General features: G+C 68.6%; 20 protein-coding genes. 11 read left to right on the top strand and 9 right to left on the bottom strand.

Features of this window, described 5'->3' with window-relative positions; translation table 11 throughout:
- Window positions 1–14: 14 nt before the first annotated feature.
- Window positions 15–800, top strand: coding sequence for an SDR family oxidoreductase (locus tag ACSFBE_RS17670; protein ID WP_435491706.1), 786 nt, complete (start codon window positions 15–17; stop codon window positions 798–800).
- 21 nt (window positions 801–821) lie between these two features.
- Here ACSFBE_RS17670 and ACSFBE_RS17675 read toward each other — a convergent pair whose 3' ends face one another.
- Window positions 822–2,843, bottom strand: a complete 2,022-nt coding sequence (locus tag ACSFBE_RS17675; RefSeq protein ID WP_435491707.1) for a putative bifunctional diguanylate cyclase/phosphodiesterase — start codon at window positions 2,841–2,843, stop codon at window positions 822–824.
- Between the two features lie 109 nt (window positions 2,844–2,952).
- On the bottom strand, window positions 2,953–3,723 hold the full coding sequence (locus ACSFBE_RS17680; protein WP_435491708.1) for an exodeoxyribonuclease III: 771 nt from the start codon (window positions 3,721–3,723) through the stop codon (window positions 2,953–2,955).
- On the opposite strand from ACSFBE_RS17680, the gene ACSFBE_RS17685 reads away from it, so the two are divergent.
- Both ACSFBE_RS17685 and ACSFBE_RS17690 read left to right on the top strand, forming a co-directional pair.
- Window positions 3,722–4,603 (top strand): ATP-dependent DNA ligase, encoded by an 882-nt coding sequence (locus ACSFBE_RS17685; RefSeq protein ID WP_435491709.1) that lies wholly within the window; start codon window positions 3,722–3,724, stop codon window positions 4,601–4,603. The two genes, ACSFBE_RS17680 and ACSFBE_RS17685, sit on opposite strands and share 2 nt — an antisense overlap.
- On the top strand, window positions 4,600–4,752 hold the full coding sequence (locus tag ACSFBE_RS17690) for a hypothetical protein (RefSeq protein WP_435491710.1): 153 nt from the start codon (window positions 4,600–4,602) through the stop codon (window positions 4,750–4,752). Before ACSFBE_RS17685 ends, ACSFBE_RS17690 begins: the two co-directional genes overlap by 4 nt.
- 16 nt (window positions 4,753–4,768) lie before the next feature.
- Here ACSFBE_RS17690 and ACSFBE_RS17695 read toward each other — a convergent pair whose 3' ends face one another.
- A complete protein-coding gene (locus tag ACSFBE_RS17695; protein WP_435491711.1) occupies window positions 4,769–5,650 on the bottom strand; it encodes a DUF3014 domain-containing protein in 882 nt (293 codons plus the stop codon).
- A gap of 161 nt (window positions 5,651–5,811) precedes the next feature.
- Between ACSFBE_RS17695 and ACSFBE_RS17700 the strand changes: the two genes are divergently transcribed.
- Window positions 5,812–6,579, top strand: coding sequence for a histidine phosphatase family protein (locus ACSFBE_RS17700; RefSeq protein ID WP_435491712.1), 768 nt, complete (start codon window positions 5,812–5,814; stop codon window positions 6,577–6,579).
- 1 nt (window position 6,580) lies between these two features.
- Window positions 6,581–7,498 carry an NAD(P)H-hydrate dehydratase gene (locus ACSFBE_RS17705; protein WP_435491713.1) on the top strand — a complete coding sequence of 306 codons (918 nt, stop codon included), beginning with the start codon at window positions 6,581–6,583 and terminating at the stop codon, window positions 7,496–7,498.
- Here ACSFBE_RS17705 and ACSFBE_RS17710 read toward each other — a convergent pair.
- A complete protein-coding gene (locus ACSFBE_RS17710) occupies window positions 7,489–7,947 on the bottom strand; it encodes an Lrp/AsnC family transcriptional regulator (RefSeq protein WP_435491714.1) in 459 nt (152 codons plus the stop codon). The genes ACSFBE_RS17705 and ACSFBE_RS17710 overlap by 10 nt on opposite strands.
- Before the next feature lie 143 nt (window positions 7,948–8,090).
- Between ACSFBE_RS17710 and metC the strand changes: the two genes are divergently transcribed.
- From metC to ACSFBE_RS17740, 6 genes are all read left to right on the top strand, one after another.
- The gene (metC, locus tag ACSFBE_RS17715) at window positions 8,091–9,263 is read left to right on the top strand and encodes a cystathionine beta-lyase (protein WP_435491715.1); all 1,173 of its coding nucleotides are present in this window, start codon (window positions 8,091–8,093) and stop codon (window positions 9,261–9,263) included.
- A gap of 89 nt (window positions 9,264–9,352) precedes the next feature.
- Window positions 9,353–10,354, top strand: a complete 1,002-nt coding sequence (locus tag ACSFBE_RS17720) for a Bug family tripartite tricarboxylate transporter substrate binding protein (RefSeq protein WP_435491716.1) — start codon at window positions 9,353–9,355, stop codon at window positions 10,352–10,354.
- Between the two features lie 19 nt (window positions 10,355–10,373).
- On the top strand, window positions 10,374–11,810 hold the full coding sequence (locus ACSFBE_RS17725) for an NAD(P)-binding domain-containing protein (RefSeq protein ID WP_435491717.1): 1,437 nt from the start codon (window positions 10,374–10,376) through the stop codon (window positions 11,808–11,810).
- A 42-nt stretch (window positions 11,811–11,852) separates the two neighbouring features.
- Window positions 11,853–12,368 (top strand): CMD domain-containing protein, encoded by a 516-nt coding sequence (locus ACSFBE_RS17730; protein ID WP_435491718.1) that lies wholly within the window; start codon window positions 11,853–11,855, stop codon window positions 12,366–12,368.
- Window positions 12,365–12,961: a peroxidase-related enzyme gene (locus ACSFBE_RS17735; protein WP_435491719.1), complete on the top strand. Its 597-nt coding sequence runs from the start codon at window positions 12,365–12,367 to the stop codon at window positions 12,959–12,961. Before ACSFBE_RS17730 ends, ACSFBE_RS17735 begins: the two co-directional genes overlap by 4 nt.
- Window positions 12,962–13,011: 50 nt before the next feature.
- Window positions 13,012–14,211: a TPM domain-containing protein gene (locus ACSFBE_RS17740; protein ID WP_435491720.1), complete on the top strand. Its 1,200-nt coding sequence runs from the start codon at window positions 13,012–13,014 to the stop codon at window positions 14,209–14,211.
- Between the two features lie 34 nt (window positions 14,212–14,245).
- Here ACSFBE_RS17740 and ACSFBE_RS17745 read toward each other — a convergent pair whose 3' ends face one another.
- The 5 genes from ACSFBE_RS17745 to ACSFBE_RS17765 all read right to left on the bottom strand — a co-directional run.
- Window positions 14,246–15,472 carry a DUF1501 domain-containing protein gene (locus tag ACSFBE_RS17745; RefSeq protein WP_435491721.1) on the bottom strand — a complete coding sequence of 409 codons (1,227 nt, stop codon included), beginning with the start codon at window positions 15,470–15,472 and terminating at the stop codon, window positions 14,246–14,248.
- Between the two features lie 11 nt (window positions 15,473–15,483).
- Entirely contained in the window at window positions 15,484–17,004 is a 1,521-nt protein-coding gene (locus ACSFBE_RS17750; RefSeq protein WP_435491722.1) for a DUF1800 domain-containing protein, read from the bottom strand.
- An 82-nt stretch (window positions 17,005–17,086) separates the two neighbouring features.
- Window positions 17,087–17,761: a DsbA family oxidoreductase gene (locus tag ACSFBE_RS17755; protein ID WP_435491723.1), complete on the bottom strand. Its 675-nt coding sequence runs from the start codon at window positions 17,759–17,761 to the stop codon at window positions 17,087–17,089.
- A 643-nt stretch (window positions 17,762–18,404) separates the two neighbouring features.
- Complete coding sequence (locus tag ACSFBE_RS17760; RefSeq protein ID WP_435491724.1) at window positions 18,405–18,977, bottom strand: tetratricopeptide repeat protein; 573 nt, start codon at window positions 18,975–18,977, stop codon at window positions 18,405–18,407.
- A gap of 4 nt (window positions 18,978–18,981) precedes the next feature.
- Window positions 18,982–19,816, bottom strand: an 835-nt coding sequence (locus tag ACSFBE_RS17765) for an RHS repeat-associated core domain-containing protein (RefSeq protein WP_435491725.1), incomplete at its 5' end; no start/stop codon positions are given.

Genomic DNA, 19,816 nt, shown 5'->3' on the forward strand with positions numbered 1-19,816 from the left:
AAGGAGAGACATCGATGAGTGAAACAAAGCAGCCGCTCGACGGACACATCGCCTGGGTGACCGGCGGCGGCAGCGGCATTGGCCTGGCCGGTGCCATCGACCTGGCCAAGGCCGGCTGTCGGGTCGTGATTTCCGGCCGCGAGACGGCCAAGCTCGACGCTGCGATTGTCGAAGCCGAGGCCAAGGGCGCACCGCGTGGCCGCATCACGGCGATGGCGCTCGACGTGGGCGACCGGCCCGCGGTCGACAAGGTGGCCGCGGCCATCGAGGCGCAGCATGGCGGCGTCGACATCCTGGTCAACAGCGCCGGCGTCAACTTTCCCAAGCGTTTCTGGAGCGAGACCGACGGCGACACCTTCGCCAAGGTGGTCAACATCAACCTCAACGGCGCGACCTTCTGCACGCTGGCTGTGCTCAAGGGCATGCAGGCGCGGCGGCGCGGCACGGTGATCAACATCGCGTCGTTCGCCGGCTGGCACCAGAGCTACCTCACCGGCCCGGCCTACGTGGCAAGCAAGGCCGGGCTGACGGCGATGACGCACAACTTCAACATCGAGCAATGCGTGCACGGCCTGCGCGCGACAGCCGTTTGCCCCGGCGAGGTGGCCACGCCGATCCTGAAGAAGCGGCCGGTCGAGCCGAGCGCCGAGGACAAGGCGCTGATGCTGCAGGAGGAAGACATGGGCCGCACCATCCGCTTCATCGCCGAGATGCCGCCGCACGTGTGCATCAACGAGCTGGTGATCGCGCCGGTGCACAACCGCATCTACATCGGCGGCAGCGAACTGCAGCGCCGCTGAGGTGCCGGCGGCCGGTGTGCCTCAGGCCGGCTGCGCCGCCGCCCAGGCCATGACCTCCGGCAACGGGGCCGGGCGGGCGAACAGGTAGCCCTGGACCAGCCGGCATTCCAGCACCGTCAGCACCGCGAGCTCACCCTCCGTCTCGACACCCTCGGCCACCACCGCGATGTCGAGCGAGGCACCCAGCTGAACGATCGAATTGACCAGCACGGCGTTGCCCGGCGAGCTCGCCAGGCCGTCGATGAAGCTGCGGTCGATCTTCACCTGCTTCACATAGTCGCTGCGCAGCGAAGCCAGCGACGAATAACCGACACCGAAGTCGTCGACCGCGATCGCCACGCCGGCCGCCGACAGTGCGCTCAGGCGGCCCCGCGTTGCGTGGGTGTCGAGCGCCACCTCCTCGGTGATCTCGATCTGCAGCCGGCAAGTGGCGATGCCGCGGGCGGCCAATGTGCCGAGCACGATCTCGTCGACGGCGAGCTGCGCCATTTCGCGCGGCGACACGTTCATCGCCACCGGCACGCCGGCCAGCGCGGAGCCCGGGGCGTCCATCTGCTGCATCGCACCGCAGATCTCCTCCAGGATGTAGCGCAGGAGGTTCTCGGCGATGCCGGTGCTGGCGGCCGCGAACACCACCTGTTCGGGCGAGATGCGACCGTGCCGCGGATGGTTCCAGCGCAGCAGCGCCTCCAGGCTGTGGATGCGGCCGCTGTCGCGCTCCAGGATCGGCTGGTACCAGAGTTCGATGGTGCGTGCCTCGATGGCCTGCAGCAGGTCGCGCTCCACATCGCGACGCGTCGCCAGGCGCAGGTGCAAGGCCTCGTCGACCACCTGGTAGCGGTTGCGGCCGGCCCGCTTGGCCTCGTACAGCCCTTCGTCGGCCAGGCTGATCATGTCGGTGAATTCGACCGCGGCATCGCCCAGCTCGAACTTCGAGATGCCGATGCTCACGCCGAGGTGGCCACCGGAGTGGGCGGTAGCGAAGGGAATGGAAGCGATCAGCGTCTCGGCCAGCGCCTCCGGCGTGGCCGGCTCGGCCTGGGGGCGGTAGAGGATGGCGAATTCGTCGCCGCCCCAGCGGCCCAGCACGGCGTGCAGGCCGTCCAGTTCCTTCGCCAGCCATTGCGCCACATCCTTCAGCACCTGGTCGCCGACCGGGTGGCCGAAGGCGTCGTTGACGGCCTTGAAGCCGTCGAGATCGAGCAGCAGCAGGCAATGCGACTGCCGCGGATGCGCCGCCAGATGGGCCGCCACAGCCTGGGTGAAGCCCTCGCGGTTGAGCAGCCCGGTGAGGAAGTCGTGCGATGCGCGGTGCGCCAGCGCCTGGGTGGACGCCTGCAGCGACTGGTGCGCCTGATGCAGCCGCACGGCCAGCTGCGTCGCTTCGTTCTTCAGCCGGCTGCCGGCGCGAAAGGCCTTCTCGCTCACCAGGGCCCCGCGGGTCAGTCCGACGAAGTACAGCAGCACCATGGCGGCCAGGCTGGCGTTCTCGAAGCCGCCGGCGAGCACCAGCGACACCATCACCGAGAGCAGCGTCGGCAGGATGAAGCTCAGCGGCGCCGGCGCATAGGCACTGCTGTAGGTCACGGCACCCGCGCAGATGCCGCAGACCACCGTCAGGTGGAACACCGTCTGCGGCGAGGTGTAGCCGTCGCACAGCAGCGGCACCAGGGCCCAGACGCAGCCGGACACGGCGGCGGCGATCACCGTCGAGCGCAGTTGCCACTCGACCCAGCGGGCGTTGGTCTGGCTCGGGTCGCCGCCCTGCGCGGCCATGGCGGCCGAGCGTTCGAGCAGGCGCCGGTTCATGACCATGCGCACCACGTTGACCGTCAGCGCCAGCATCAGCCAGCTGAGGCCCGCCATCGGCCGGCCGGCCTTGATGGCCACCAGGGTGGTCGTCAGCGCCAGCACGATGCTGATCGGCATGCCCGCCTGCACGCTGCGCCGCACGGAAACCAGCTGATCGACGCGCACCATGCGCGCCAGCAGCATGGCATCGGCCGGGGCGCTCGGCGGCGGGGAAAGCGCGCTGTGGTTCATGGAAAAGGAAGAATCCACCGGGCGACCGGCGCATCGTCGCGGGCGGGCGCACCGCGGACGGGCTAGTGTTTACCCGCAGGAGTGTACAGAGCGATCCTGCGGCGCCGACTCAGGCCAGCCGCACCCACGTCGGCGCATGGTCGCTCGCGCCGGCGCGCCCCCGCACCTCGCGGTCCACCCCGGCGTCCTGCAGTCGCGGCGCAAGCTCGGCGCTGAGCAGGAGGTGGTCGATGCGCAGGCCGGCGTTGCGGGGCCAGCGGTTGCGCCAGTAGTCCCAGAAGGTGTAGATGCGCTCGTCCGGGTAGCGCGTGCGCAGCGCATCGGTCCAGCCCTGCGCCAGCAACCGCTCGAAGGCGGCGCGGCTCTCGGGCTGCAGCAAGGCATCGTCGCGCCACGATGCGGGGTTGTAGATGTCCTGGTCGGTCGGCACCACGTTGTAGTCGCCCGCCAGCACCACCGGCAGGCCGCAGTCGAACAGGCGCCGGGCATGGCGGTTGAAGTGTTCGAACCAGGCCAGCTTGTAGTCGAACTTCGGACCCGGCTGCGGATTGCCGTTGGGCAGGTAGAGGCAGCCGATGACGACGCCGTCGACCACTGCCTCGAGGTAGCGGCTCTGCACATCGTCCTCGAAGCCGGGCAGGCCACGGCCGGTCTCGATCGGCGCGCGGCCGCGCGCCAGGATGGCCACGCCGTTCCACGCTTGCTGGCCATGGAACAGCACGCCGTAGCCGGCCTCGCGGATTGCCGCCGCCGGGAAGTTGGCGTCCGGCGATTTCAGCTCCTGCAGGCAGGCCACATCGGGCTTCGACTCGGCCAGCCATTCGAGCAGACGGGGCAGCCGGCCGTTGACGCCGTTGACGTTGAAGGTCGCGATTTTCATGCGCTCTGCACCATGGCAAAAAGACGGCGCACCGACGGCTCGATGGCTGGCGCGGCGCGCCGTGCGCCGATGCTTCCATCCGGCCATGGCCCTCGATGCACCGCTGCCCGCCTCCTTCGCACCGGTCGAGCCGATGCTCGCCAAAATCGCCGACACGCTGTCGCCCGGCGACTTCCTGTACGAACCCAAGTGGGACGGGTTTCGCGCCATCGTGCATCGAAGCGACGACGGCGTCGTCATCCAAAGCCGCGACAGCAGGCCGCTCGATCGCTACTTTCCCGAGCTGCACGCGCTGTTCCTGTCGGCGCTGCCGGGCGACTGCACGCTCGACGGCGAGATCGTGATCGCCGGCGCCCGCGGGCTGGATTTCGATGCGCTGCAGCAGCGGGTGCATCCGGCCGCCTCGCGCATCGCGCGGCTGGCCCACGAGACACCGGCGTCCTTCGTCGCCTTCGACCTGCTGCGGCTCGGCGGCGAAGACCTCATGCCGCGCCCGCAGCGCGAACGCCGGCTGCTGCTCGAGGCCTTGCTCGCCGACATCGGCCCGCCGATCCACCTGACGCCGATGACCACCGACCGCGCGCTGGCCGAGCATTGGCTGGCCGACTTCGAAGGCGCCGGCCTCGACGGCGTGATGGCCAAGCCGGCCGATGCGCCCTACCAACCGGGTCGCCGGGCGATGCTGAAGATCAAGCATGTGCGCAGTGCCGACTGCGTGGTGGCAGGCTTTCGCTGGCAGGCCATCCTTGGGCTGGCAGTGCCGACGCCGATGCAGTCGGTGACCGCACCGCCCAGCGCGTGCCCGGCGCGCGCAGCCGCTGGAGCGGCGGCAAGGACCTGTCGTGGGAACCGCTGCGCATCGAGCGTGTGTGCGAAGTGAAGTACGACCACCTGCAGGGCGACCGCTTCCGGCACGCCACGCAGTTCCTGTGCTGGCGCACTGACAAGCCGCCGGCGGCCTGCCGCTACGACCAGCTCGAGGTGACCGCACCGTACGAACTGGCGCGGGTATTCGCCACCGGGCGATGAGGCACGCGACGCGGGTTCAGCGCTTGGGCGTCCCGCCGGTCGCCACCTGGGCGCGGAAGGCGCGCAGCTTGGCCTTGAGCCGGCGCTCGTTCGACAGGCCGACGCGCACCATCAGCTTCTGGCCGCTCGACAGCGATTCGAGCGCCGGGTCGACATATTCATAGCGCGTCCACGGCCGCTCTGCAGTGAACTCGCCGCGCACCTCGGTCAGCTGGACCGCCACCGGGCCGGCCGGCTCCGGTGCATCGAGCAGGTGGTCGATGACCGCGACCAGGCGGTCGTTGAAATAGCGGCCCGGGTAGCCGAGCTCTTCATACGCCTGCTGGAACAGCGGATAGAAGCGGGCATACAGCGTGGCGGCGCGCTCAGCATCCACCGCCTCGACCATGCCGGTGAAGGCCGCGTAGCGCGCCGCGTTGGCGCGACTGATGGACTGCCGCGCGCCTTCGCCGTCGACGCTGAAGCGTTCGGGGGCGGGTTGCATCGGCCACATGCGCGACGGCGCCTGCGCCCGCGGCAGGTTGTCGATGGTGGCGACCACGTGCCGCACGAAACCGTCGACGTTGAGCAGCGCGGCCACGCGCTGGGCGCCCACCAGCTCGGCGAGTGCCTTGCCGGCCTGGGCGTCCGAATCGCCCAGCGCGGGAAGCACCGCATCGGGCTCGGCCAGCGCATCGACCGGGTTCTGCGGACCGGGCGCCGCGGCCAGCGGCGGCGGCGGGGCCGCGTCGGGTACGGCGGGCGCCGTGGCAGCCGGCGGTGGGGTCGGCACCTCGACGTTGCGCTGCGACCAGTACCACCAGCCCGCCGCCGCGGCGATGGCGATCAGCACCAGGATGACAACGGCCGACACGGACGACTGGCGCCCGGGCCGGAAATCGGGTTCACGCTCGGACATGGGGGAGAGCTTTCTTTCGGGCGCCGTCATGGCGCGGCCATCCATTGGAAACCATGCGTCCCCACGCGCCGTAACCTCATGTGAATGCCCCCACCGCGACCGGCGCGGGAGATCGACTTCGGCCTACGGGGAGGCCGCGCGCAGCTTCCTACCATCGGCCGATGCTCTCTTCCTGGCCCCACACCCTCTGGCTCATCCGCCACGGCCAGAGCGCCGGCAACGTTGCACGCGATGCAGCCGAAGCCGGCGGCCTGGCGGTCATCGACATTGCCTGGCGCGACATCGACGTGCCGCTGTCCGACCTCGGCGTCCAGCAATCGATGGCGCTCGGCGACTGGTTCGCGCAGTTGCCGCCCGCGGAGCGGCCGGAGGTCATCCTCTGCTCGCCCTACCTGCGCGCCCGTGAAACCGCGCGGCTGCTGGCCGAAGCCTCCGGGCTGGCGCATCCGCAGGTGCGCGTGCGCATCGACGAGCGGCTGCGCGAAAAGGAATTCGGCATCCTCGACCGGCTGACCAAGGTCGGCATCCAGCAGAAGCACCCCGAGCTGAACGAGCAGCGGCTGCATGTGGGCAAGTTCTACTTCCGCCCGCCCGGTGGCGAGAGCTGGTGCGACGTGATCCTGCGGCTGCGCAGCCTGCTCGAAATGGTCACGCGCGAGTACGCCGACCGGCGGGTGGTGGTGGTCGCGCACCAGGTCATCGTGAACTGCATGCGCTACCTGCTCGAGCATCTGGACGAACAGCAGATCCTGGACATCGACCGCCAGGGCGACGTGCCGAACTGCGCCATCACCTCGTACCGCGCCGAACGCCAGCAGGCGGAAGACACGGTGATGCAGCTCGACCTGGTGAACTTCACCGCACCGCTGCGCGAGGCCGCCACGCCGGTGACGAGCGCGCCGGACCGCTCCCCTGCGCCGAAGCCCTAGGATGAAACACCCCCCAAGCGCCCGCGGCGCTCCCGCGCGCGCCAGGCCCCTGACCGAATCGGCGCTGGCGCGCTGGCCATTGCCCGCGCTGGGTGCGGAGGCCGACAAGGAGGTGCGCGGCCAGGTGCTGATCGTCGCGGGCAGCCACGAGATCCCCGGCGCCGCCCTGCTGGCCGGCGTGGCGGCGCTGCGCGCCGGCGCCGGCAAGCTCACCATCGCGGTGCCGGAGCGGGTCGCCATCGGCCTCGCACTCGCGATTCCCGAAGCGCGCGTGATCGGCTTGGCCGAAGCCCGCGGCGGCGGCTTTCTGCCGCGCGGCTGCGACAGCCTGGCGGCCCTGGCGCCGCAGGTCGCGGCGCTGGTGCTCGGGCCGGGCATGCTCGACGAGAAGCGCAGCACGGCCTTCGTGCGCACGCTGCTGCCGATGTTCCGCGAGAGCACCACGGTGCTCGACGCCTATGCGATGTCGATCGTGGCCGACGGCCCGCTCGCGCAGCCGGTCGTCCTCACGCCGCACGCCGGCGAGATGGCGCATCTGAGCGGCCTGGCCAAGGACGCCATCCTGGCGCAGCCGCTGGAGGTCGCACGCGCGGCTGCCGCGCGCTGGAACGCCTGCGTCGCGCTCAAGGGCGCGTCGACCTTCATCGCGCAGCCCGACGGCGAGGTCTGGCGCTTCGGCGGCGGCACGCCGGGGCTGGCCACCTCGGGCTCGGGCGACACCCTCGCCGGCCTGATCGGCGGGTTGGCGGCGCGCGGGCTGGCGCCACTGCAGGCCACCGCCTGGGGCGTGCTGCTGCACGCCCGCGCCGGCCACGCGCTGGCCCGACGGCACGGGCCGCTGGGCTACCTGGCACGGGAGCTGTCGGCCGAGGTGCCGGCCATCCTCCATGCGATCGAGCGGCGCCGGGCTCAGGCGTAGTCGAGCGGCAAGGCGGTCGTGTACTTGATCTGCTCCATCGCGAAGCTCGAACTCACATCCGACAACTCGACCTCTCGGATCATCCGTTTGTAGACGTCGTCGTAGGCCTTGATGTCGGGCACGACCACCCGCAGCAGGTAGTCGGTGTCGCCGCTCATGCGATAGAACTCGACGATCTGCGGGATGGCCGCGACCACGGCGCTGAAGCGCTTGAACCACTTCTCGTTGTGCTGGCTGGTGCGGATGGCGACGAACACCGTCACGCCCACGTTGAGCTTGTCGGGGTCGAGCAGCGCCACCCGCTGGCGGATGTAGCCCTCGCGTTCGAGCCGCTGGATGCGGCGCCAGCACGGCGTGGCCGACAGGCTCACCTGCTCGCTGATCTCCTGCAGCGAGGCGCTCGCGTTGACCTGCAGCAGTTCGAGGATTGCCTTGTCGATCTTGTCCACGGAGTATTCCAATCCAATTTGGATGTCACGTTGAGAAGAATTTTGCTTGATCTCGACTCATTGAGGCAAATTTCAGCAAAAGAAACCACACCGCCCTTTCTAGACTGGAACACCCCCACCGCGCCTCCTGAAAGACCAGCCCCTTGACCTCCTTCGATTCAGAAACCGTTCTGGTACGCACCGGGCGCGATCCCTCCAGCCATGGCGGCATGGTCAACACGCCGGTGTTCCGCGGCTCGACCATCCTGTCGAATTCGCTCACCGAGTGGGAGTCGCGCAAGCTTCCCGGCAACCCCTATGCGTCGTACGGCCGCTTCGGCACGCCCACCACGCGCGCCCTCGAAACCGCGCTCGCTGAACTCGAAGGCGGCTATCGCTCCATCGTGTTTCCGTCGGGCCTGGCCGCCTGCACCCACAGCCTGCTCGCCTTGCTCAAGCCCGGCGACCACGCGCTGATCAGCGACAGCGTGTATGGCCCGACGCGCAGCTTCGCCACGAAGGTGCTCACGCGCTTGGGCATCGACGTGGCGTTCTTCGACCCGCTGGCGGGCGGCGAGATCCGCCGGCAGATCCGGCCGTCCACGCGCGTCGTGTTCGTCGAGTCGCCCGGCTCCACCACCTTCGAGGTGCAGGACATCCCCGCCATCGCCGAAGAAGCGCACAAGGTCGATGCCTTCGTGGTCATGGACAACACCTGGGCGACGCCACTGTTCTTCAAGCCTTTCGAGCACGGCGTGGACATCTCGGTGCAGGCCGCGACGAAGTACATCGTCGGCCATTCCGATGCGCTGCTCGGCGCGGCCACGGCCAACGAACGCGCCTGGCCGCTGCTGCAACAGACCGCCCACGACTTCGGCCAGACGGCCGGGCCGGACGATCTCTACCTCGCGCTGCGGGGCCTGCGCAGCCTGTCGGTGCGCCTGCATCGCCATTGGGAAAACGGCGTGCTGCTGGCCGAGAGCATGGCGCGCCATCCGATGGTCGCCCAGGTGCTGCACCCGGCACTGCCCGGCGACGCCGGTCACGCGCTGTGGCGCCGCGACTTCCAAGGCGCGAGCGGGCTCTTCGGCGTCGCGCTGAAGCCGGTCGGCCGCGCAGCGCTGGGCGTGTTCTTCGACAGCCTCGAACTCTTCGGCATCGGCCTCTCGTGGGGTGGCTACGAAAGCCTGGCGCTGCCGATGGATGCACCCACGCGCGCCGTCCGGCCGTGGGCGCTCGAAGGCCCGCTGCTGCGCATCCATGCCGGGCTGGAGTCATGCAACGATCTGATGCGCGACATGCAGTCGGCGCTCGACCGCATGCAGCGGCACGGCTGAGACGGTGATCGAAGAAGTCTGTCAACATGGCCGCCAGCTTCTTGGCATGGACATTGCCTCGACACGCCATCTCCCTTCACGAGGACCGCATGACTTCATCCCTCCGTTCCAGCCGCACCATCGCCCTGCTCTCGGCGGCGCTTTCTCTGTTCGTCCACGCAGCCCCCGCCGCTGCGGAAGAGTGGCCGACCAAGCCCGTGACGATGATCATGGGCTTCCCCGCCGGCTCCGGCGTCGACGTGGTGGCCCGCGCCATCCAGGAGCCACTGGCCAAGCAGCTCGGCCAGCCGGTCATCATCGACTACAAGTCCGGCGCGGCCGGCAACATCGCGAGCGAATACGTGGCCCGCGCCAAGGCCGACGGCTACACGCTGGCCTTCGGCACCGCGGCCACGCATGGCAGCAACGCAGCGCTCTACAAGAAGCTGCCCTTCGACGTGGAGGACGACTTCGTCGCCGTGGCGCCGGTGCTCGACGTGTCGAACGTGCTCACCATCAACCCCGAGGTGATGAACGTGACCACGCTCAAGGAGTTCGTCGACCTGGTGAAGGCCAACCCGGGCAAGTACAACTACGCATCGACCGGCAACGGCGCCGGCACGCACATGGCCTTCGCGGAGTTCAATTCGCGCCTGGGGCTGCAGATGACGCACGTGCCCTACAAGGGCGGGCCCGAAGCCATCAGCTCGGTGGTCAAGGGCGAGACCTGCTGCATCATGAACCAGGTGCAGACGGTGCTGCCGCACTACAAGGCCGGCAAGGTCCGCCTGCTCGGCGTGACGACCGCCACCCCGGTGGCGGCGGTGAGGGAAGTACCGACCATCGCCTCCAGCGGGCTGCCGGGCACCAAGGGCTTCGACAGCTCGATCTGGTTCGCGGTGTTCGCACCCAAGGGCACCGACCCGAAGATCGTCGACAAGCTCAACGGCGCCCTCAAGACGGTGCTCGAAGACAAGGAGCTGCGCGCCAGGTTCGAGGCGCAGGGCAACACGGTGCGCATCGAGTCGCCGGCGCAGTTCAAGAAGACGGTGCACGACAACCGCGTGAAGTGGGCCGAGGTGGCCAAGGCGGCGAACATCAGCATCGATTGACCGGAGCCGCACGCCTTCAATGACAACGACACTCCCCACCGCCCTCGGCTTGGCCGCGCTCGAACAGCGCCTGGCCAAGGACCTCGAATGCCTGGGCTGGCCAGCCCGCGACTGGATGCCGCAGCAGGCCGCCGAAGACGGCGTGCCGGTGCTCGACGTCGCCATCATCGGCGCCGGGCAGGCCGGGCTGGCGGCAGCCGCTGCGCTGGCGCAGCATGGCATCCGCGCCGTCGTCTTCGACCGCGCACCGCGCGACTTCGAAGGCCCCTGGGCCACCACCGCGCGCATGGAAACGCTGCGCTCGCCCAAGGAACTCACCGGCCCCGCGCTGGGCCTGGCCACGCTCACCTTCCGCGCCTGGTTCGAGGCGCAGTTCGGCGCCGACGCCTGGACGCAGCTCGACAAGATCCCGCGCCTGCAATGGATGGACTACCTGCGCTGGTACCGCCGCGTGATGGCGGTCGACGTGCGCAACGACACCACCATCATCGCCGTCACGCCGCGCGCCGACGGCAAGGTGCTGCTGGCGCTGCAGACGCCGGCCGGCGATTCGCGCGTGCTGGCGCGCCGCGTGGTGCTCGCCACCGGCCGCGACGGCCTGGGCGGCCCCGCCGTGCCGGCCTTCGTGCAGACGCTCGACCGCACGCAGTGGGCGCACTCGTCGGACGTGATGGACTACGGCCAGCTCGAAGGGCTGCGCGTGGGCGTGATCGGTGCCGGGTCGTCGGCCATGGACAGTGCCGCGACCGCGCTCGAGATCGGCGCCAAGAGCGTCGACCTGCTGATCCGCCGCGACGACCTGCCGCGCATCAACAAGTCCAAGGGCGCCGGCGTTCCGGGCCTGACGCAGGGGCACTTCGACCTGCCCGACGACCTCAAGTGGCGGCTGCGGCACTACATCAACGTGGCCAACGTGCCGCCGCCGCACGGCAGCACGCTGCGCGTGTCGCGCCACCCGAATGCGCGCTTCAACTTCGGCTGCCCGGTGTCGGCGGTCGAGCGCGACGGCCAGGCCATGCGCGTGCACACGCCGAAGGGCGAGTTCGCCTTCGACTTCCTCATCGTCTCGACCGGTTTCAAGGTCGACTGGAACGTGCGCCCCGAGTACACCGCCATCGCGCCGCATGTGCGCGCCTGGAAAGACCGCTTCACGCCTGCGCCCGGCACCGACGACACGGAACTCGCCGACTCGCCCGACCTCGGCCCGGTTTTCGAGCTGCAGGAAAAGACGGCCGGCGCCTGTCCCGGCCTCGACCGCATCCACTGCTTCTGCTACCCGGCCACGCTCTCGCACGGTGCGGTGTCGGGCGACATCCCGGCCATCAGCGACGGCGCACGGCGCCTGGCCAACGGCATCGCCAGCCTGTTCTACCGCGAAGACTTCGATCACCACTTCGCGCGGCTCGAGGCCTATGACGACCCGGAACTGCTGGGCAACGAGTGGACGCCGGCCTGAGCACACGCACCTCCTTTGACGAACCCTATCTCCGAGAACCACATGACAAGTGCATCCCCCATCGACGTGATCGACCACGCCGTGCCCCTTGCGCCCTCGCAGGCGACGCACGCCGTGCGCCACCAGCGCGCCAAGGTCGTGGCCGCCACGCAAGGCAGCTACGACGGCCTCTTCACGCCCGAGATCGACGGCATCTCCGTCGTCGAGCGCCTGCTGACGGCCTTCCACGCCTGCCGCCTGTCGAAGGCCGACAGCCTGGCCGCGCACTACCGTGAACGCCTGGTCGCCGAGACGGCCGATTCCGCATTGATCGCCGCCGTCGAAGCCGGCCGCATCGCGACGATCGATGACGTGCGCATCGTCGCCATGCTCGGCTTCACCACCAAACTGATCGAACGCCCGATCGAGGGCGACCGCGAGGCGGTGCAGACGCTGGTGAAGGCCGGCATCTCCACGCCGGCCATCGTCGCGCTGGCGCAGCTGATCGCCTTCCTGTCCTACCAAGTGAGGGTCGTCGCAGGCCTCAAGGCCATGGCGGCTGCGGAGGTGGCGGCATGAGCGGCATCCTCCACATCAACGGCTTCACCAACGAGGTGCTCGACTGGGCATCCTGGCTCGACACGGTGAAGCTCGAAGACGCCTCGCCCGAGCAGATTGCGGCACTCGACGAAATGAGCCCGACCGCCAAGCAGTCGGCCTACTTCCTGCTGCTGGCGCACCAGCCCGAAATCCTGCTGCAGCGCTCCATCGCCTTCAACGCGATCATGTTCGCACCCGGCGGCATGCCGCGCGCCGAGCGCGAGCTGGGCGCCACCGTCGAATCGCGCATCAACGGCTGCGTGTACTGCACGTCGGTGCATGCGCAGCGCTTCGAGCAGCTGGCCAAGCGCAGCGATGTGATCGAACAGGTCTTCGAAGACCCCGCCACCGCCGGCACGACCGAGCGCGAGAAGGCCATCGTGCAGTTCTCCGCCGAACTCACGCTGCGGCCCGATGCGCTGTCGGCCGAACACATCAAGGCACTCAAGGCCGTCGGCCTGACCGACATCGAGGTGCTCGACCTGGTCCATTCCGTCGCCCTGTTCGCCTGGGCCAACCGCCTGATGCTGAACCTGGGCGAGCCGATCTTCCCCGCGCCCGCCGAGGGCTGAACCCTTTTCCGCTTCGGTGCAGAACCAGACCCGGCCGGTAGCATCGGCGCATGCATTTCCCTCGACACCGGCAAGCGCCGACCACCCGTTTCTGGGCCTTGGCGTGGTTGCTGTGCCTGTGGGTCTGCATCGGCCCAGCCGCTGCCGCAGCACCCGCAAAACCCGCGCCCCCCGCGACAGCACCGGGCCCGCTGATCGCCGTGCCCGAGCGGCACTCCCTGTTGACCGACACCACCGGCGCACTGACACCGGCGCAGCAGGCCGCGCTGCGCGAGAAGCTCGACGACCTCCATGCCCGCCTGGGTCCGCAGCTCGCGGTTCTGGTCGTGCCCACCACGGGCCCCGAGGACATCGAAGCCTATGCCACGCGCGTGTTCGCCCAATGGCGGCTGGGCAGCACGACGGACGACGACGGCCTTCTGATCCTGGTCGCGCTGAAAGACCGGCGCATGCGCATCGAAGTGGGCCAGGGCCTCGAAGGCCGCGTGCCGGACCTGGCGGCCAGCCACATCATCGAGGCGCAGATGGCGCCGCGCTTTCGGCAGGCGGACTACCACGGCGGCATCGACGCGGCGCTCGATGCGCTGATCGAACGGCTCGGCGGCGGCATGGTGCTGGACGCGAGCGCGGTTGGTGACGAATCGGCCGTCGGCACCACGGACAGCACGGACAGCATGGACGCCGACGATCCGCCGAGCGGCTCGACCCTCACGCCTGCCGGCCAGGTCGTCCTCACGGTGTTCGCCGCCCTGCTCTGCTACGGCAGCTACCGCTGGCGCGCCATGCGCTTCGTCACTGCCAGCCTGGTGGCCGTCGGCATGGGCATCTGGGGCGTGTCCCGGCTTGTCGGCGGCGACAACCTGGCCCAGAGCGTTCTGCTGGTGATTGGCGGCTGCTTCGCGGCGGTCTTCGGCACGTTGATCCTCGGCATCATCGGCTTCGGCATGCGAGCGGGCTACCGAAGAAGCCGGGCCGGCTTCATGGTGCAGTGGTTGATCGTGCTCGGCATCACGGGCTATGTGGCCTATGAGGCCTATGAGGCCGAAAACTGGATTCCCGTCGCCTTGGCGGCAGCGCTGTCGATGCTGTTCGTTTTCGCAGCCTCACTGGGCAGCGGCAGCGGAGGCAGCAGCGACGACGACAACGATTCGTCGAGCAGCAGTTCATCGTCCCGCAGTTCCTCATCCAGCAGCAGTTCGTCCAGCGGCGGCGGGTCGAGCAGCGGGGGTGGCGCGTCGGGCAGCTGGTAACGGCTGCCGAGGCGTTCGGAAAGAACGACGCGCCTCAGACCAGCGCCAGGTCCTTGGGCGCAACACCCGCGAAGACCTGGTCGAGCTGCGCCGCCGACAGCCCGTACATCCGCGCGAACAACCCGCCGAAGACCGACCGGTATTCGTTGAGCACCGGATGGTCGCGGTTCTGGAACAGCGCGGCGGGCTGCGTCAGCGCGACCTGCTCGCCCACCACGCGGCCACCGGCCTGCGCCGCCAGCCCGCCGCCGAGCACCCAGTACACGGTGCCGTGGCCGTGGTCGGTGCCCTTGTTGCCGTTTTCGCGGAAGGTGCGGCCGAACTCGCTGATGACGACCACCACCGTGTCGCGCCAGGCCGCCTCGCCCATCTCCTCGGCGAAGCCGGCGACGCCGCGGCCCAGTTCCTCGAAACGGGTGGAGAGGTAGCCGGTGCCGGCGCCCTGTCCCACATGTGTGTCCCAGCCGCCGACGTCGACGAAGCCGAGGTCGAAGCGGTCCTTCATCAAGCGGGCCATGCGGCGCGCGACCAATTCGAAGCCCTTGGCCGTCATCGCGTTGCGGCTGGCCGCGTCCATCTCGGCCTTGACCGAGCGCAGCACCTCGTCGCGCACCAGGAAGCCTTCGGCCACGGGCCGGGCCAGCGCGGTGTCGCGGTACATCGCCGCGATCACCTGGCTCTGCCGCGCGTCGATGCCCTGGCGCCCGACGTTGCCTAGCGCCATGTTGGCGGCCTTGGCCTCGCCGCGCAGCACGAGCGGCAGCTGGTCGGTGAAGGCGATGGGCGCCACGGCCGTCAGCGGGCCGCCGCCGAGCACGCCGGCCAGCCGGTTGAGGAAGCCCGAGCGGTAGTCGCGCCCGCCGTCCAGCGCCTGGCCGAGCTCGATCGAATCCTGCGTCTCGAAGTGGCTGCGCGTCAGGTCGTTGGTGCCCGCGAAGGGAATGAACGCCGCCTGCTTCTTCTGGAACAGCGGCAGCATGCTGCCGGCGAGCGCCGGGTGCAGGCCCCAGTCGCCGTCGAGCGGCAGCGCGCCGTTGGCCTCGCCGGGCATCGGCACCGCGATGCCGGGGCGCGCGCTGCGATAGAAGTCGCTGGCCGCACCGGAGATCGGCACCAACAGGTTCGCACAGTCGTAGGCCCCGCGCAGGAACACCACGAGCAGCTTGGCGCCGTCCGCAGCAGGGGCAGCCATCAGGCGACCCACGCCGCCGGCCAGCGGTGCGGCGGCGGCGAGCATCTTCAGAAGGTCGCGGCGTTGCATGGCAGGTCCTCTCAGCGGTGGTTGTGTTCCGGCGACGCGAGGTAGAAGGTGTTCCAGTCCTGCGGTGTCGCGGCCCGCGCCAGCGCCTGGCGCGTCGCGCTGCTCAGGGCCGGCAGGCCATCACGCACCGGCGCGGATTCCGCCAGCGGCGGGAACGGCGGCTTCTCCAGCGGCGCCTGGTTGTCGCCGCGGAACAGCACCGCGCCGTTGGCACCCAGGGCGCGCGCGATCTCGAAGCGCGTCGTCATCTGGCCGGCGCTGGCCCAGGCGTCCTGCGTGAGCGGGTAGCCGTCGGGCGTCTCGTGCGCATAGAGCGTCTGGCCCATGCGATTGATCCACCCGATCATCGGGTCGACGGTGACCACCACGCGCCCGCCGTAGGCCAGCCGCACGCTGCCGACCACGTAGTGCACCGGGTCACGGAACTTCTGCCCCAGCGAGGCGGCGAACTCGGGCGCCTCGAACATCGTCGTCAGCACCGCGGCGATGTCGCCGTCGCTGCGCTGGAAGGTGGCGCTCATGCGCTCGACCAGCGCCGGCGGCGGCACGTCGGCGACGAAGTACACGGCCAGCTTGTTCGAGATGAAGCGCGCCGTGGCAGGCGCCCGTGCCAGGCGGTCGAGTGCCTCATCCACCTCGGCCAGCCCGCGCTGCGTGATGGGCGTGCCGAGCAGCGTCTTCGGGCCTATGTCGTGCCGGGCGGGGTTGAACTCGAACAGGCCTTCGCGCGGCGACACGCCGACACCGGTCAGCACCCGGGCGAGCGCCTGGACGTCGTCTTGCGAATAGCCGCCACCGATGCCCAGCGTGTGCAGTTCCATCAGCTCGCGGGCGTAGTTTTCGTTGAGGCGGTTGGCCGCGTTCTGCGCGTTGTCGAGGTAGCGCAGCATCGCGGGGTGGCGCAGCGTGGCGCCCAGCAGGTCGCGGAAACGGCCCAGCGCGTGCGGGCGAACGGCGGTCTCTTCGTAATCGCCAATCAGCGCGCGCAGGTTGGCCTTGCGGGTGCTCACGTTGAAGTGGTTCATCCAGAACCAGGTCATCTGCTCCTGCAGCTGGTTCGGCGAATACAGCGCGCGCAGCAGGAAGCGTTGCTGCGCCTCGCGCGCCAGCTGGTTCAGCGCCTGCTGGTAGGCCTGCCGCGCGGCCTTCTTCGCGTCGTCGCCGGCCAGTGCATCGGCCGCCTTGCGCTGGTCTTCGAGCTCGCGGACGAGTTGCCCGAGCGGCGTGCGGCTGATGCGCATCGCATCGATCTGCGCCTGCGCGGCCGCCGGCATGGCGCCCGGCCCCGGGTGCAGCTGCGCGCCGAGCCAGCGCGGCACGCCGACCGATGCCACCTGTCGCGCGTCATCGGCGGTAGCGCCCCAGCTCACGCGGTCGAGCCACTGGCGCTGCGCGGCCGCATCGGCCGGCGCCACGGCGAGCTTCGGCGTCGGCACGCTGCTGCAGGCCGCGAGCAGCACGGCCACCGAGGCAGCGAGAAGGCGCCACGCCGGCGCCGCGACGCGCGGAACGGGAGATCGGAGGAACGACATGCCTGTTCAACCTTTCGCGAAACGCGCAGGTTGACAGGCCCGTGTCAACGCCGCGTGAAGACGGGTGACAAGGCGTCGCCCATCAGGCGGTCTGCGTCTGCGGCGCGGCGGCGCCGGCGATCTGCCGCAAGGCGCGCTCGAAGACCTCGACCGGTTGCCCGCCCGAAATCAGATGCTGATCGTTGATGATGACCGCCGGCACCGAATGGATGCCGGCCTCGGTGTACATGCGCTCGCGCTGGCGCGTTTCCTCTGCGTATTCGTCGCTCTCGAGGATGGCGCGGGCACGCGCGGTGTCGAGCCCGGTGTCGGCCACGGCACGCAGCAGCACGTCGTGGTCCGACGGGTTCTCGCCGTCGGTGAAGTAGGCCTGCAGCAGCCGCTTCTTCAGTGCCGCCTGCGACGCAGGGCTTTCCAGCCCGGCCCAGTGCAGCAGGCGGTGCGCGTCGAAGGTGTTCCAGATGCGCTTGCGCTTGCCGAGCCCGAAGGTGAAGCCGACCGCCTCGCCGCGCTGGCGGATCGCATCGGCATTGGTCTGCGCCTGCTCGGCCGAGATGCCGTATTTGCGCGTCAGGTGCTCGATGGTGTCCTCGCCCTCGGGCGCCATCTGCGGATTAAGTTCGAAGGGCTGGAAGTGCAGCTCGGCCGTGACGTCCGGCGCCACGCGTGCCAGTGCGGATTCCAGCGAGGTCAGCCCGATGGCGCACCACGGGCAGGAGACGTCGGAGACGAAATCGATCTTGAGGTGGGCGGGCATAGGCGGATTTTCTGCGGTTCGTCGGATTGCGGTCGGACCCATGATGCCCAGGCGCCCGCGCGCTGCGAGCACCTCGCAAGGATTACCCCCGGAGCGGTGCGGACTCTGCGCAAGGCACCATCCTCAGCGCGCGCTCACGGATCTCGGTGAGAACCAATTCGACTTGCTCTGGCTTCATCCTCTCTAGAGTTGAAGCCTACTCAAAACTGAGCTGACCCCCAGAAGTTGGACAGTCACGATCCCGCCGGTCAGGTGGTGGGCCGCGTCAAGCGCGCTCTCACGAAGGTTCGCACAACCAAATAGTGCGCCGCAAACGCGACGGGAAGGATTAGGGCGTACGACATCACCTCCGACTCATCGCCCAGCCAAATGCGGAATAACGTCGCCAGCATCCATAGCAACGGAGCCCCGATAAGGGTTTCAACGATTCCGATTGATCTGAGGTCTGTTTCAATCGCCGATCGGCAGAGAGGGCAAGTCGATCGAACGCGAAGACAGAGCGCCGGATACTTGTGCCCACAAGTGGGGCAAGCAAGTTGATTACTCTTCAGTTGCACACCCATGAGCACGCACCTCCTTTGGCCACAGTAGGCACCGAGGCGATCATTCTGCTGCAAAGTACGAAAGGCTCAGGGCGAATGCTTCAGCTTCGAATGAGGTCTGAGTGCTTGTTAAAAAGCGATACCCCGACGCCCCAACAGAGCGCAAGCACGAATTCCGCCAAACCCAAAGGAATCCACATCAGACCTCGCGCACCCTGCATATCTAAGACCGCCATTTCTCGCAATGCATAGGCATGTCCCCGCAGTGCTGCAGACTTCAGGAGTCGGTATGCGGCCGGTTTATCGATCTCAACGCCTTTGCCACGTGCAAGCGAATGCCCTGTCCGGACCATTGATGGTAGATGGCCGCTCTTTGCGCCTCTCAAATAGAAGCTATACGCGCCGACGTGATCGCCGTTCATAGTGAGCCAACGACCGTAGTAGAAATTACCAGTCGGATTGCCAAGTGCCGCTGCCCGCTGGTAATAGGAGGCGGCTTTTGCCTCATCTTTTGCGCAGCCGATTCCACCACTCAACATCCAAGCGACAAACACTTGGCTTTGCGCATCCCCATCGTCCGCTAGCTGGCTATACAGATCGAAGGCCAGATTGAGTTGCCCCCTCTGGTACGCGACGAACGCAGCACGGACTTTGTCTGAATGACCTGCGTACATCGGTTTATGGTCTCGCGGAAATCCCTGGTGGAGGGGCTGGGGGATTGAAGCCCCCCGGTCGAACAATTGCTGGCGGGAGGAGCACCGGTGGTTGAGGCGGAGTTGGCGGAGGCATCGCATCGTCGCGCAAGCCCTTCAGCAACCCGATACCTGTCCGAGCAGGACTCGGGACGCATCGCAGATAGGCACCGCCGACGCCCGCAGTCGCGGCACCTCCAACGGCTCCCACCAATCCCGCGGCGGCAGCAGCGTTACCCGGTGCGCCGTAGGTTGCAGCTTGCCCCAGCGTGGTCGCTCTTTGCAGGCCGCCAACAGTGGACATTAGCAGCAACCCTTCAGGATCTACATAGCTCAGTGGATTCGAATCAACATACCCGAACCGATTCCACCCCCCGTCCAGCCCAATCGGATCCCCCTGCGTGTACCGCCCAACGTTCGGGTTGTACGTCCTGAACCCGTTGTAGTGCAGGTTCGACTCTGCATCGAAGTACTGCCCCGGGTACCGCAGGTTGATGCCGAAGTCGCTCTCCAGCGGGGTTGTCTTGTTGAAGCGCCGATCAGCCACTGTCGGCTGCTCATCCCCGAAGGCACTGTAGCCCCACTGCCAGCGTAGATCGCCGTCCGGCCAGGTGGCCCGGCGGGGCGTGTTCAAGTGATCGGCCGTGATTGCATAGCGCGTGTCGTCGGCCATCACCACGATCGGCATCGGCCCTGCAGCCGTGGGCAGGTACACGTACTGCTTGGTGCCCGCGCTGTGCGCCCCGCCCAGGCCGTACTCGCCGATCAGGCTGCCCTGCTCGTCGTAGGCAAACACATAGCCCAGCGCCTCGGCCTGGCGG

Source organism: Variovorax sucrosi, from assembly GCF_051216635.1.
Taxonomy (GTDB): domain Bacteria; phylum Pseudomonadota; class Gammaproteobacteria; order Burkholderiales; family Burkholderiaceae_C; genus Variovorax.